The sequence below is a fragment of the Massilia sp. METH4 genome (assembly GCF_037094685.1).
Taxonomy (GTDB): domain Bacteria; phylum Pseudomonadota; class Gammaproteobacteria; order Burkholderiales; family Burkholderiaceae_D; genus Rugamonas.
The window spans coordinates 2,967,128-2,980,565 of sequence record NZ_CP146614.1; the positions used below are offsets into that span (position 1 = coordinate 2,967,128).

At 65.0% G+C, this 13,438-nt stretch carries 10 protein-coding genes; 6 read left to right on the forward strand and 4 right to left on the reverse strand.

What is annotated here, in order from left to right; genetic code table 11:
• Positions 1-242 precede the first annotated feature (242 nt).
• The 4 genes from V6Z91_RS13160 (at position 243) to V6Z91_RS13175 (ending at position 7,741) form a co-directional block, all read left to right on the forward strand.
• Entirely contained in the window at positions 243-3,599 is a 3,357-nt protein-coding gene (locus V6Z91_RS13160; protein ID WP_338770942.1) for a TonB-dependent receptor, read from the forward strand.
• A gap of 149 nt (positions 3,600-3,748) precedes the next feature.
• Positions 3,749-5,443 carry a bifunctional metallophosphatase/5'-nucleotidase gene (locus V6Z91_RS13165; RefSeq protein ID WP_338770943.1) on the forward strand — a complete coding sequence of 565 codons (1,695 nt, stop codon included), beginning with the start codon at positions 3,749-3,751 and terminating at the stop codon, positions 5,441-5,443.
• Positions 5,444-5,453: 10 nt separating this feature from the next.
• Positions 5,454-6,680, forward strand: a complete 1,227-nt coding sequence (locus tag V6Z91_RS13170; RefSeq protein ID WP_338770944.1) for a phospholipase D-like domain-containing protein — start codon at positions 5,454-5,456, stop codon at positions 6,678-6,680.
• Entirely contained in the window at positions 6,677-7,741 is a 1,065-nt protein-coding gene (locus V6Z91_RS13175; RefSeq protein ID WP_338770946.1) for a S1/P1 nuclease, read from the forward strand. The genes V6Z91_RS13170 and V6Z91_RS13175 overlap by 4 nt, the downstream gene beginning before the upstream one ends.
• A gap of 163 nt (positions 7,742-7,904) precedes the next feature.
• Here V6Z91_RS13175 and V6Z91_RS13180 read toward each other — a convergent pair whose 3' ends face one another.
• Positions 7,905-8,660 (reverse strand): DeoR/GlpR family DNA-binding transcription regulator, encoded by a 756-nt coding sequence (locus V6Z91_RS13180; protein ID WP_338770948.1) that lies wholly within the window; start codon positions 8,658-8,660, stop codon positions 7,905-7,907.
• A 71-nt stretch (positions 8,661-8,731) separates the two neighbouring features.
• On the opposite strand from V6Z91_RS13180, the gene V6Z91_RS13185 reads away from it, so the two are divergent.
• Together V6Z91_RS13185 and V6Z91_RS13190 are read left to right on the forward strand one after the other, a co-directional pair.
• On the forward strand, positions 8,732-9,313 hold the full coding sequence (locus tag V6Z91_RS13185) for an NUDIX domain-containing protein (protein WP_338770950.1): 582 nt from the start codon (positions 8,732-8,734) through the stop codon (positions 9,311-9,313).
• Positions 9,314-9,463: 150 nt separating this feature from the next.
• Entirely contained in the window at positions 9,464-9,769 is a 306-nt protein-coding gene (locus V6Z91_RS13190) for a c-type cytochrome (RefSeq protein WP_338770952.1), read from the forward strand.
• Positions 9,770-9,841: 72 nt separating this feature from the next.
• On the opposite strand, the gene V6Z91_RS13195 is transcribed toward V6Z91_RS13190, so the two are convergent.
• The 3 genes from V6Z91_RS13195 to V6Z91_RS13205 are packed head-to-tail and all read right to left on the reverse strand — an operon-like array spanning position 9,842 to position 13,415.
• Positions 9,842-10,813, reverse strand: a complete 972-nt coding sequence (locus tag V6Z91_RS13195; protein ID WP_338770954.1) for an ABC transporter permease — start codon at positions 10,811-10,813, stop codon at positions 9,842-9,844.
• Positions 10,810-11,892, reverse strand: coding sequence for an ABC transporter permease (locus tag V6Z91_RS13200; RefSeq protein WP_338770955.1), 1,083 nt, complete (start codon positions 11,890-11,892; stop codon positions 10,810-10,812). Before V6Z91_RS13200 ends, V6Z91_RS13195 begins: the two co-directional genes overlap by 4 nt.
• A complete protein-coding gene (locus tag V6Z91_RS13205; protein ID WP_338770956.1) occupies positions 11,889-13,415 on the reverse strand; it encodes an ABC transporter ATP-binding protein in 1,527 nt (508 codons plus the stop codon). The genes V6Z91_RS13200 and V6Z91_RS13205 overlap by 4 nt, the downstream gene beginning before the upstream one ends.
• Positions 13,416-13,438 lie beyond the last annotated feature (23 nt).

The window sequence follows — 13,438 nt, forward strand, 5'->3', positions numbered from 1 at the left end:
CGGTGTCATCAACGTGTCATAAAGGTGTCACGGCTGTGAAATTGTATACAGCTAAACTTTCGGGTCGGCTAAGCAGTTTGCATCACAAAGTAAAGCGTGGCGGCAGGTGCGGGTCCACCCGATCCTCATCGAACCGCCAATAAATTCGTCCATTTTGGGGTTAAACAATGATGAATCACAAACGGCTCCGGCTTACGCAGATCGCGCTGAGCCTGTCTATCGCACTGGCTGCGGCACCGGCCATGGCTCAGAATACGACGTCCGCCATTGGCGGCCGTATCTCGAGCCCTGACGGTACCCCTGCCGCCGGCGCACAGGTCACCATCGTGCACGTGGAATCCGGTTCCGTCAGCAATGTCACGACCGATGCGGAAGGCCGCTACGTCGCGCGCGGCCTGCGCGTAGGCGGTCCGTACACCATCACGATCACGAAAAATGGCGTGACCGAAAAGCGTGAAGGCGTGTTCATCGCCCTGGCGGAAACGGCGAGCGTGGACGCGCAGCTGGGCCAGGCGATGCAGACCGTGACCGTGACGGGCACCAATGTGCGCAACGACCGCTTCTCGAAGACGGCGATGGGCACGGGCACCAATATCGGCCCGACGGAACTGGCGATCCAGGCATCGATCCAGCGCAACCTGCAGGACTACGCACGTACCGACCCCCGCGTGTCGCAGACCGACAAGGAGCGCGGCGAAATCTCCGTGGCCGGCCAGAACAGCCGCTACAACTCGCTGACCATCGACGGCGTGGCCGTCTCCGACACGTTCGGCCTGGAAGCTTCCGGCTCCCCGACCGCCAAGCAGCCGATCTCGATCGAAGCGATCCAGTCGGTGCAGGTGAACGTGGCCAACTACGACGTCACGCAGAAGGGCTACACGGGCGGCAACATCAACGCCGTGACCAAGTCCGGCACCAACGATGTGCGCGGCAGCGTCTACTACGTCTTCCGTAACGACAAGACGGCCGGCGAGCGCTTCAACGCCACCGACGGCACCTACTACGATCCGGCCAAGTTCAAGGAAACGACCAAGGGCGCGACCGTGGGCGGCCCGCTGATCAAGGACAAGCTGTTCATCTTCGCCAACTACGAAAAGCTGGAATCGACCCGCTCCGCGCCGACCTACGGCCCGATCGGCAGCTCGATGACCAACGTGGGCGTGACGCAGGAAGCGATCGACCAGGCGCGCTCGATCGCCCAGGCGCGCTATGGCATCGACATCGGCAGCTCGCAGGTACCGGGCGGCACGATGCTGTCCGTGACCGACAAGCTGCTGAAGCTCGACTGGAACATCAGCGACGACCATCGCGCCATGTTCCGCTGGTCCAAGACCGAGCAAAGCGAGCCGTTCTTCGCCGGCCTGACCTCGACCGGCATCTCGCTGAACTCGCAGTGGTACCAGCAGAACAAGGTCATCGAGACCAAGGTCGCGCAACTGACCTCGGACTGGACGCCGACGTTCTCGACCGAAGTGAAATTCTCCACGCGCGACTATGACAGCGTGCCGACCGTGAATGCGCAACTGCCGACCGTGGGCCTGCGCTTCTCCGGCACCTTGCCGGCGGGTGCACCCGCCAGCCTGGGCACCAGCAACCGCTTCATCAACTTCGGTACCGACAACAGCCGCCAGCGCAACGTGCTCGGCACCAAGACCGACGACGTCTACGTGGGTGCCAACTGGCTGCTGGGCGACCATGAAGTGAAGTTCGGCGCCGACTACCAGAAGAACGAGATCTACAACGCGTTCCTGCAGAACGTGTATGGCAACTACACGTTTGCATGTCAGACAGGCTTGAGCTACGAGTTCCTCGGCAATACCGTGCTTACCAGCACGACCAACGGCGGCACTGTCAATGGCGGCTGCAATAACCCGACCCAGATGCAGCAAGCCGTGCTGGAAAACTTCCGCCGCGGCCGCCCGCTGTCCTACCAGTACCAGGTGGCCAATGCCGGTTACTCGCTGGAAGACGCGGTAGCCCGTTTCACGATGAAGAACACCGGTGTGTTTGTGCAGGATACCTGGACCGTGACCCCGCGCCTGACCGTGATGGCTGGTGTACGTGTGGACAAGATCGATGTGCCAGAGCGTCCGCTGGCCAATGCCTCTCTCGCTGCCGCGCCCGGCCCGGTCGTGAACGGCCGTGTCACCGGCGGTTTCGGCATCGACAACACCAACACGCTGGATGGCCAGAAGCTGTGGCAGCCGCGCGTGGGCTTCAACTACAACTTCGACACCGCACGCCGCACGCAGATCCGCGGTGGCGCCGGCCTGTTCCAGGGCGCCGCGATGAGCGTCTGGCTGGGTAACCCGTTCCAGAACGCCGGCGTGGCCACGGCGACGATCGGTTGCGGTATCAGCGGCTTTGAGAACTGCCCGACCGGTGGCGGGACGTACAGCGCGGACATTAACAACCAGCCGCGCTTCCCGGGCACGCCGTCCGCCTCGTCCGTGGACGTACTGGCCGCCGGCCTGCGCCAGCCTGCCGTCTGGAAGATGAACCTTGCTGTGGATCACGAGCTGCCTTGGTACGGCATCACCGTGGGCGCGGAATTCCTGAAGACGAACGCGCGCGACGCCATCTACTACCGCAACCTGAACATCGGCGCGCCGACCGCTGTCGGCTCCGACGGGCGTGAGCTGTACTACACGACCGCGGGTTACGACCGCCAGTGCTGGGACGCCAGCGGCAACAGCATCACGACCGGCAACTGCAGCAGCCTGCGCTCGCGCTCCCTGTCGAACCGCGGCTTCAACAACGTGCTGGTCGCCACCAATACGAAGAAGGGCGGCAGCAACGTGGCCACGCTGCAGCTGAGCCGTCCGATGAGCGGCGGCTGGGCATGGAACGCGGCCTACACCTACACCGAGTCGAAGGAAGTGTCGCCGCTGACGTCGTCCACGTCGAACTCGAACTGGTCGGGCCGTTCCGTATTCAACCCGAACGAGGAAGTGGAAGCCAATTCCAGCTACCTGGTGAAGGACCGCATCAGCGCCTCGCTGAGCTTCCAGAAGCGCTTCTTCGGCACCTACCGCACCACCTTCGGCACGTTCTATGAAGGCCGTTCGGGCAAGCCGTTCAGCTGGACCTTCAACAACGACGCCAACGGCGACGGCCTGGCCGGCAACGACCTGATGTACATCCCGACGGCCTTCGGTTCCGGCGAAGTCGTGTTCCGTGGCGACACTGCCACCAACCATGCCAACGAAGAGCGTTTCTGGGCCATCGTGAACCAGTACCGCGGCCTGCGCAATTCGACGGGCGGCGTGGTGAAGCGTAACAACAGCTTCTCGAACTGGACCAACAACTTCGACGTGCGCGTGTCGCAGGAGATTCCGGGCCTGTGGCAAGGCCACAAGGGCGTGTTCACGCTGGACATTCTGAACTTCGGCAACCTGCTGAACAAGAAGTGGGGCCGCATCAACGAGGTGGCGTTCCAGGCCAACGGGGCGCAGGCACGCTCCTTCGTGGACGTCGTCGGCCTCGAAGGCGGCAAGTACATCTACGCGATGCGCGACAAGGTGGAAGACCTGACCGTGCGCCAGGAAAAGGGCGAATCGCAGTGGGCCCTGCAGGCTACCGTCAAGTACGAATTCTAAGGTTCGTATCGGCTTAGCCTGACACCGGAAGCCGGCACGCAAGTGCCGGCTTTTTTCACGTCTGTAACACAAGGTATCAGCGTGCCGCCGGCGCTGTTTTCGCTCGGCAGGCACCGGTACAATACACGGTCACGTCTCACATCTTTCCCATGAAATCTTCACTGCACACCCTGGCCCTGGCCGCCGCGCTGACCGCGCTGGCCGGCTGCGCCACGCCGCCATCGCAACCCACCGGTGCCACGGCGGCGGAGATCAACCTGGTCGCAATCAACGACCTGCACGGCAACCTCGAAGCGACAAAATTCACCTACACGGGCACGGGCGATGCGAAGCCGCGCACGGTGATGGCCGGCGGCATCGACACGATCGCCGGCGCCCTGCAGCAATGGCGCAAGGAAGACGGCGAACTGCTGCTGGTCGGCGCCGGCGACATGGTGGGCGCCAGCCCGGCGCTGTCGGCCATGTGGGCCGACGAACCGACCATCGCCGCGCTGGACATGCTGGGGCTCACGGTAACGTCGGCCGGCAACCATGAATTCGACCAGGGCCGCAAGGAACTGCTGCGCCAGCAGCACGGCGGCTGCGACTCGCCGCGGCCCGAGAAGGCTTGCCAGTTCGCGCCGCAATACGGCGGCGCGAATTTCGGCTACCTGGCCGCCAACGTGGTGGAGGCGGGCAGCGCGAAGACTCTGCTGCCGCCCTACCGCATACTGGAAGCGAAGGGTGTGAAGATCGCCTTCATCGGTGCCGTGCTGAAGGACACGGCGGAAGTCGTCGCCGCCTCCGGCATCGCCGGCCTGCAATTCCTCGACGAAGCCGATGCCGTGAACCGCCTGCTGCCGGAGCTGCGCAAGCAGGGCGTGGGCGCCTTCGTCGTGCTGATCCACCAGGGTGGCCGTACCGAATCGGCATTCGACAAGCGCTATTGCGACAACCTCGAGGGCGACATCCTGCCGGTCGTGAAGCGCCTCGACCCTGCCGTGAAGCTCGTGATCAGCGGCCACTCGCACAAGGGTTACCTGTGCAAGGTGGACGGCAAGGTCGTGACGCAGGCCCAGATGGGCGGCCACATGCTGTCGCGCATCAAGCTGATGGTGGACAAGGCCACCGGCAAGATCGTGGACGTCGATGCCCGCAACATCGTGATCGAGCAGGGCGCGTATCCGGCCGAACCGAAGATGGCCGCCTACCTGGCCGACGTGCGCGAGCGCAGCAACCGCGAGCTGGCCAGGCCTGTGGCGCGCATCGCCGCGCCCGTTGTCTCGCGGGATGCCGACGGCGCCGATGAATCGGCCCTCGGCAACCTGATCGCCGATGCCACCCTGCAGGCGGGCCGGCCGTTCGGCGCGCAGATCGCCTTCATGAATCGGGGCGGCATCCGCCAGAACCTGGAAACGGGACCGGGCAATGTGGTGTCGAAGGGCCAGGCCCTGGCCACGCTGCCGTTCGCGAACACGCTGGTGGTGATGGACCTGACGGGCGCGCAGCTGCGCACGCTGCTCGAGCAGCAGTGGGTGGGCGACAAGGTCGAGGTGCGCGGGCTGTTGCAGGTGTCCGAAGGCTTCACCTACCGCTATGACCTGCGCAAGCCCGAGGGCGCGCGCGTGCTGGACGTGACCGTGAACGGAGCGCCGCTGGACGACGGCGCCACCTATCGCGTCGCCGTCAACAATTTCCTGGCGGGCGGCAATGACGCCTTCCCCGTCTTCGCCAAGGGCACCAACCGTGCCGAGACGGGCATCCGCGATATCGACACGCTGACCGATTACCTGGCGAACGCCGAACGGCAGGGCCAACCTGTCGGCGCGGCGCCGGCGCAACCGCGCATCGTGCGCGTCAAGTAAAGGAGTTCCCATGCGACGCCTCATTCTTGCTGGTGTGCTGGCCGCCTGCTTCGGCAGCGCCTATGCCGACTTCCGTATCCCTGGCTTCGAACTGGTGCAGACGGCGCCGGTGGAAACCACGCTGGCCAACCCCGACCTGCGCGACCCGATCACGGTGTGGTGCGAATTGTTCGACAACGCGAAGACCGATATCGCGATCGGGCAGTTCTATGCGGCCAGCAAGCCGGGCGCGCCGTTCGAGAAGGTGATCGACCGCCTGGCGGCCGCCGGCGCACGCGGGGTGAAGATCCGCTTCCTGCTCGACAGGAAGGGCATCAACCTGTCGGAGGCGGCCACGCTGGAGCGCTTGCGCGCGATCCCGAACCTGGAGATGCGCGTGCTCGATTTCGGCCAGCTGACGGGCAACGGCATCATCCATGCCAAGTATGTGATCGCTGACGGCAAGCGCGCCTTCGTGGGCAGCCAGAACTTCGACTGGCGCGCCTTCACGCACATCCATGAAACGGGGCTGCTGGTCGACGACGCCACGATCGTGGCACAGATCCGCGCGATTTTCGAGCAGGACTGGAATGCGCAGGCGCAGCTGGCGCAGGGCCGTGCGGTGGCACCGTTGCAGCAGAAGTCGGCCATGGCGCCGGCGGCCGTGCTGGCGCAGCCGTCCTACCTGCTCGCCAGCCCGGCAAGCTACAACCCGCCAGGCGTGGGCGATTCGGAGACCGGGCTGCCGGCCCTGCTGGCGCAGGCGAAGGAGGAAGTGCGCGTGCAAATGCTGGACTATGCACCGCTGTCGTATGGCCCGAACGGCACGCGGCCGTACTACGCCGTGATCGACAACGCCGTGCGCGCCGCCGCGAACCGCGGCGTGAAGATCAAGCTGATGGTATCGAACTGGAACCTCGAGCCTGTCATGCTGCCGTACCTGAAAAGCCTGGCCGTGCTGCCGAACGTGGAGATCCGCGTCGTCACCTTGCCGAAGGCGTCCACCGGCTTTATCCCGTTCGCCCGCGTGATGCATTCGAAGACGATGGTTATCGACGGCAAGCTGGCCTGGGTGGGCACCAGCAACTGGGCCGGCGGCTACTTCGACCTGTCGCGCAACCTCGAGATCGTGATGCGCAACGAGCAGATGGCGCGGCGGCTGGCCGCGCTGCAGGAACAGGTGTGGAGCTCGCCGTACGCGCAGCCGCTCGACATCAACAAGAACTACCCGAAACCACAGAAAGCTTCAGAACAATGAAACGACTCGCATGCATGCTGGCCCTGGCCGGCGCCTTCGCCACCACCCTGCCATCGAGCGCGCTGGCGTGGGGCAATGAGGGCCATCGCGCCGTGGGCGCCATCGCTGCCAAGCTGTTGAAGGGCTCGGTCGCCGAGAAGCGCATCGCCGCGCTGCTGCTGCCAGGCGAAACGCTGGAATCGATCGCGGTGTGGGCCGATTGCGTGAAGGGCACCTGGTGCGGCCCGCAGACGCCGGAGATGCAGGCCTACGTGGCCGCCAACCCGAAGCACTCCGAGTACCACTACACGGACGTGCCGTTCCAGCTGGGCGCCTACCACGACCACGCGCCGGGCACGTTCGAGGACGATATCGTGCAGACGCTGAAGTCCGCCATCCTCGTCCTGCAGGGCAAGGCCACGCCCGAGAACAACCCGCACAAGTTCACGCCGCGCCAGGCACTGCTGGTCGTCGCCCACCTGGCCGGCGACATCCACCAGCCACTGCACGTGGGCGCCGCTTTCGTCAGCAAGGATGGCCGCTTCGTGGTGCCGAAGACGCACGCGGAGATCGATGAACTGAACGTCTTCGACTCGCGCGGCGGCAATAACCTGCTGCTGGACGATGCCGTGATCACGGCGATCGGCAACCGCCACATTCCACCCGCCGCCGTGCCGAAAACGGCGGCCAACTCGCCGAAGACGAAGCCGTTCCACTCGTACTGGGACACCACGGTAGTGGACTACGCCTTCCGCCGCTCCAGCACCCGCACGCCGGACCAGTTCGCTGACTATGCGATCGACAAAAAGCCTGCGGTGCCAGTCAACACGGGCGACGTCGCCACCTGGCCCTACCAGTGGGCCAACGATTCGCTGGCCGTCTCCAAGCTGGCGCACATGGACGTAACCCTGGGCACCGCCAGCAAGCAAACCTCGAAGAGCAGCGGCGAGACCTACACCGTGTGGGCGCTGAACGTGCCGGACGACTATCCGGTGCCATCGTCCGCGCTGGCGCGGCAGCAACTGATCAAGGGCGGCTACAACCTCGCCGCCCTGCTGAAGGAAATCTGGCCCGAGGCCTAAGCAAAACCGGTGACAGGCACCGTCGTTTTCGAAACATTTCTTCAGCCCCGGTGACAGGCACCCGGTTTTTTGAAACGTTTCTTTGAGACCGGTGCCTGTCACCGGTTTTTTTGCAACATTTCCAGAACATCGGTGCCTGCCACCGGTATCAAGCCACTGGCTGTTACGCCAGCGTCACCTCGATTCCCATCTCCCGATACGGCGCCAGCAGCGCATCGTCCACCTCCCGGTTGACGACGATGTGATCCACGGTCGCCAGCGGCGCGATCTGGAACGGCGCGGCGGTCCCCAGTTTTTCCGGCGACGCCAGCACCACTGTGCGCTGCGCGTGTGCGGAGAGCGCGCGCTTCATGGCGGCCTCGTCGAAATCGCCGGTGGTGATGCCGGCTTCCGGGTGAAGGCTGCACACGCCCATGAAGAACAGGTCGGCGCGGAACTGGCTCACCGCTTCCACGGCCGCGGCGCCCATCGCCACGATCGAGTGCTTGAACAGGCGCCCGCCGATGATGATGACGTCCACGTGCTCGTGCTCCACCAGTTCCACCGCCACGGAGGGGCTGTGCGTGATCACGGTGGCGCGCAGGTCGCGGGGCAGGGCGCGCGCCAGCTGCACGGCGGTGGTGCCGCCGTCGATGAACACCACCTGGCCGGGCTGGATCATCGCGGCCGCTGCACGCGCAATCGCCGGCTTGGCGTCGGCCGACAGTTTTTCGCGCACGGCGAAGTTGCCGACGGCCGGCGAAACGGGCAGGGCGCCGCCATGCACGCGCTGCAGCAAGCCGTCCCTGGCCAGCTCGCGCAGGTCACGGCGGATGGTGTCCTCGGACAGCCCCAGCGATTCGCTCAGGGTCTTGGCCACGATCTGTCCTTCTTCCTTCAGGATGCGGAGCAGCAGCTCCTTGCGCTGGCGGGTCAGCATTGCACGATTTTCCTTGAAATTGCACGATATCGCATGATAACCTGGAAAAGAGATAAACGACAGGAGTCATCATGCACGTACGCATCCGCGACGTTGAAACGCTGTCCGACGACTGGTACCTGCTGAAGAAAACCACGTTCGACTACCGCCGGCGCGACGGCAACTGGCAGACGATGTCCCGCGAGACCTACGACCGCGGCCATGGCGCCGTGATCCTGCTGTACAACCTGGCCCGCCGCACCGTCGTGCTGGTGCGCCAGTTCCGCTTTCCCGCCTACGGCTACGGCGGCAGGCACGACGGCTTCCTGATCGAGGCGCCGGCCGGCCTGCTGGATGCCGCATCGCCGGAGGAACGCATCCGCGCCGAGGTCGCCGAGGAAACGGGCTTTCGCGTCGAGCACGTGCAGCGCGTGTTCGACGCGTTCATGAGCCCGGGCTCCGTCACCGAGCGGCTGCACTTCTTCGTGGCCGAATACGAATCGGGCCAGCGCGCCGGCGACGGCGGCGGCGTGGCAGCTGAAGGCGAGGATATCGAAGTGCTGGAGCTGGACATCGACGAAGCCCTCTCCATGGTCGCGGACGGCCGCATCGAGGACGGCAAGACCATCATGCTGCTGCAGCACGCCGCCCTGTCGTTGTTCGCCCCTCGCTGACCGTTGTTTTCCCACACCAGGGACTGTCCCCGAATTTTTACAACACATGACTGTTGCGAAATTTCGGGGACTGTCCCCGGTGTCGTCCGCGGCGCGGGCGCGGGATCGATTGCCCTAGAATCGAACCACGATCAATAAAGGGAGGAAGCAATGAAGTATGTCGTCGCAGCAGGCCTGCTGGCACTGGCCGCCTCGGCCGCGGGCGCGGCCACGCCGGAGCAATTGGCCAAGGCCAAGAACTGCATGGCTTGCCACGCCGTGGCCACCAAGCTGGTCGGCCCGTCCTACAAGGACGTGGCCGCCAAGTACAAGGGGCAGAAGGATGCCGAGGATAAACTGGTGCAAAAGGTACTGAAGGGCGGCGCGGGCGTGTGGGGCCCGGTGCCGATGCCGCCGAACGCCGTGAGCGATGCGGACGCGCACACGCTGGTGAAATGGATCCTGGCGCAGAAATGAACGGCGCGGCCAGCCGCCGCCAGAAAGCAAGAAAGCCCGCGCAAGCGGGCTTTCTTGCTGAAGACGCCGCTGTCAGCGCGACTTCACGAACGGCACGCCGATCGCCTTCGGCGCCACCGACTTGGCCATGAGGCCGGCCAGCACGATCACGGTCACGACATACGGCACCATCTGGATCAGCGCGCCCGGGATGCGGCCCACCACCGGCAGGTCGACACCTTCGAGCTGAATCTGCACGGCGCCGAAGAAGCCGAACATCAGGCAGCCCAGGAACGTGTAGAACGGGCGCCAGTTGCCGAACACCATGGCCGTCAGTGCCAGGTAGCCGGCACCGGCCGACATGTCGCGCAAGAAGAAGCCGCTCTGCACGATCGCGAGATACGCGCCGGAAAACGAGCACAGGATGCCGGCGATCAGCATCGCGCCATAGCGCGTGCCTTCGACGGACACGCCGGCCGCATCGGCCGCGTGCGGGTTCTCGCCGCAGGCGCGCAGGCGCAGGCCGAAGCGGGTGTGGTACAGCACCCAGTGCACCAGCGGCACCAGCGCGAACGCCAGGTAGACGAGGATCGTGTGTCCGCCGAGGAGCTGCGTCCAGATCCAGCCGATCACGGGCACGTCCGCCACGGCCGCGCTGCCCGGCAGCACGATCTCGGAAAGGCGCGCATCGCCCAGCCCCGGCGTGCGGCCGCCCTGCTGGAAGAAGTACTGCGCCACCACGAACGTCAGCCCGCTCATGGCGATATTGATGGCGATGCCGGCCACCAGCTGGTTGCCCTTTTGCGTGATGGCGATGGCGCCTTGCAGCAGCGCCAGCACCACGGAGATGGCGATGCCGGCCAGGATGCCGTACCAGGGATTCTGCGTGGTGAAGGCGACGGCGGCCGACACGAAGGCCGAGGCGAGGATCTTGCCTTCCAGGCCGATGTCGATCACGCCCGAGCGTTCCGCGAACAGGCCGGCCATCGCGGCGAACAGCAGCACCGGCGCATTGCGCACGGTGGACACGACGATGCTGCCGAGGTGGAGGTCTTCGAAAGTCATGCTTGTTTACCCTTGAGCAGTTTGGCCAGCGCGGGGGCGTACAGGTTTTCCATCGCGCCACAGAACAGGATGATCAGGCCCTGGATGACGATGACCATCTCGGGCGGAATGTTCGGCTTTTCCAGCGACAGGTCGAAGCCGCCCTGCGTGAGCGCGCCGAACAGCACGGCCGACAGGAAGATGCCGATCGGCTGCTGCCGGCCCATCAGCGCGATCGCGATGCCGATGAAGCCGGCGCCGCCCACGAAATTCAGCGACAGGTAATGCGTGGAACCCATGATCGAGTTGACGGCGCCCAGGCCGGCGAGCGCGCCGGAGATCAGCATCGTCACGATGATCATCGCGGAGATCTTCACGCCGGCGTAGTGCGCGGCGTGCCGGTTCAAGCCCGTGGCGCGCACCTTGTAGCCCCAGGAGGAGCGGCTCACCATCACGCCATAGATCACCAGCGCGATGATGGCCAGGAAGAGGCTCACGTTCAGCGGCGTATCGCCCAGGATGGGGAACCAGTCGGACAGGCGCGGCAGCTCGGCGTCGGTCGAGAACACGCGGCTGGCGGTGTTCTGTTCGCCGGGCGGAATCAGGTACTTGACGATCACGAAGTTCATCAGCGACGAGGCGATGAAGTTGAACATGATCGTCGTCACCACGATGTGGCTGCCCCGTTTCGCCTGCAGGTAGCCGGGGATGAACGCCCACAGCGCGCCGAACAGCGCCGCGCCGATCATGCCGGCCGGGATCAGGAGGTACCACGGCAGCGTGGCGTCGAACGCCAGCATGGCCACGGTCAGCCCCAGGCCGCCCAGGTACATCTGCCCTTCGGCGCCGATATTGAACAGGCCCGCCTGCATCGCGATCGACACGGCAAGGCCGGTGAACACGAACGTGGAGGCGTAGAACAGCGTGTAGGCCAGGCCTTCCGGATTGACGATGGCGCTGTTGACGAGGATCTGCATCGACTCGGCCGGGTTCTCGCCCAGCAGGTGGATGACGAGCGCGGTGACCAGCAGCGCGGACAGCAGGTTCAGGATGGGCAGGACGATGCCGGTGGCCCAGCGTGGCAATTCGTTGGTTGTCATGATTTATGCATGCCGCCCATCAGCAAGCCGATGCGCGTGGTGTCGAATTCATTGATCGGCAGTTCGCCGGTGATGCGGCCGCCGCACATCACGAGGATGCGGTCGGCCAGCGCGCGTACTTCTTCCAGCTCCACGGAAACGAGCAGGATCGCCACGCCGGCATCGCGCAATGCCAGCAACTGCGCGTGGATCGCCTCGATGGTGCCGATATCCACGCCGCGGGTGGGCTGGCCCACCAGCATCAGCTTCGGCCTGGCCAGCACTTCGCGCGCGATTACCACCTTCTGCTGGTTCCCGCCGGAGAGCAGGCCGATGCGCAGGTCCGGGTTCGGCGGGCGCACGTCGAACTGTTTCAGCAGGTCGGCGCAGCGCGCGGCCATGTGCTTGAAGTCGATCAGGCCCCAGCGGCCCTTTACGTGGTCCTGGTAGCCGAAGAAGGTATTGTGCATCACGCTGAAATTCTTCACCACGCCGTCGCGCAGGCGGTCTTCCGGCACGTGGGCGATGCCCAGGTCGCGGAACACGCGCGGCAGGCCGTCGGCATCGTGGCGCTTGAAGGGCAGGGGGCTGCCTTCGAAATCGGCCGAGCCGCCGGTGGGCAGGCGCATGCCGGAGAGGATCTCCATCAGCTCGCTCTGGCCATTGCCCGACACGCCCGCGATCGCCACGATCTCGCCGGCACGCAGGGTGAAGTCGATGTCCTCCAGCAGGGAGACGCCGGCGCTGTCCTTCAGTTGCAGGCCTTTCACATCCAGCACGGTCGCGCCGGGCTTGTAGGGTGCGCGCGGCAGGTTGTTCTCGATGGGGCGGCCGACCATCATATTGGCCAGCGCTTCCTTCGAGGTGTCCGCCGTGCGTACGGCGCCGACCACGCGGCCGCCGCGCATGACGGTCACCGTGTCGGTGACGTCCATGATCTCCTGCAGCTTGTGCGTGATGAGGATGATGGTCTTGCCCTGTTCCTTGAACAGCCGCAGGATCTCGAATAGCGATTCCGTCTCCTGCGCGGTCAGCACGGCCGTCGGCTCGTCCAGGATCAGGATGTTGGCGCTGCGGTAGATCTGCTTGAGGATCTCCACGCGCTGCTGGGCGCCCACGGACAAATCGTGGATCGTGGCCAGCGGGTCCACGTCCAGACGGTAGCGCGCGCAGATCTCGCGCAGCTTCTTTTCCGCTTCGGCGCGGTGAGCGGCCAGGCGGAAGCCGCCTTCGGTGCCGAGCATCACGTTGTCGAGCACCGTCATGTTATCGACCAGCATGAAGTGCTGGTGCACCATGCCGATGCCGAGGCGGATCGCTTCCTGGCTGGAGCGGATCTGGCGCACCTGGCCGTCGAGCAGGATATCGCCGCTGTCGGCATGGTAGTAGCCGTACAGGATGCTCATCAGCGTGGACTTGCCGGCCCCGTTCTCTCCCACGAGGCCATGGATGGCGCCCTTGGCGATCGAGAAGCTGACGTCCGTATTCGCCTTCACGGCTCCGAAATGCTTGGAGATGCCGCGGAATTCAACAGCTGGCTGCATAGGATTTTTCAGGTCGTGTTTTA

Coding starts and splice junctions, on each gene's coding strand:
- V6Z91_RS13175 (WP_338770946.1), top strand. CDS start 6,677: ATGAAACGACTCGCATGCATGCTGGCCCTGGCCGGCGCCTTCGCCACC.
- V6Z91_RS13195 (WP_338770954.1), bottom strand. CDS start 10,813: ATGACTTTCGAAGACCTCCACCTCGGCAGCATCGTCGTGTCCACCGTG.
- V6Z91_RS13160 (WP_338770942.1), top strand. CDS start 243: ATGGCTCAGAATACGACGTCCGCCATTGGCGGCCGTATCTCGAGCCCT.
- V6Z91_RS13170 (WP_338770944.1), top strand. CDS start 5,454: ATGCGACGCCTCATTCTTGCTGGTGTGCTGGCCGCCTGCTTCGGCAGC.
- V6Z91_RS13185 (WP_338770950.1), top strand. CDS start 8,732: ATGCACGTACGCATCCGCGACGTTGAAACGCTGTCCGACGACTGGTAC.
- V6Z91_RS13190 (WP_338770952.1), top strand. CDS start 9,464: ATGAAGTATGTCGTCGCAGCAGGCCTGCTGGCACTGGCCGCCTCGGCC.
- V6Z91_RS13205 (WP_338770956.1), bottom strand. CDS start 13,415: ATGCAGCCAGCTGTTGAATTCCGCGGCATCTCCAAGCATTTCGGAGCC.
- V6Z91_RS13165 (WP_338770943.1), top strand. CDS start 3,749: ATGAAATCTTCACTGCACACCCTGGCCCTGGCCGCCGCGCTGACCGCG.
- V6Z91_RS13200 (WP_338770955.1), bottom strand. CDS start 11,892: ATGACAACCAACGAATTGCCACGCTGGGCCACCGGCATCGTCCTGCCC.
- V6Z91_RS13180 (WP_338770948.1), bottom strand. CDS start 8,660: ATGCTGACCCGCCAGCGCAAGGAGCTGCTGCTCCGCATCCTGAAGGAA.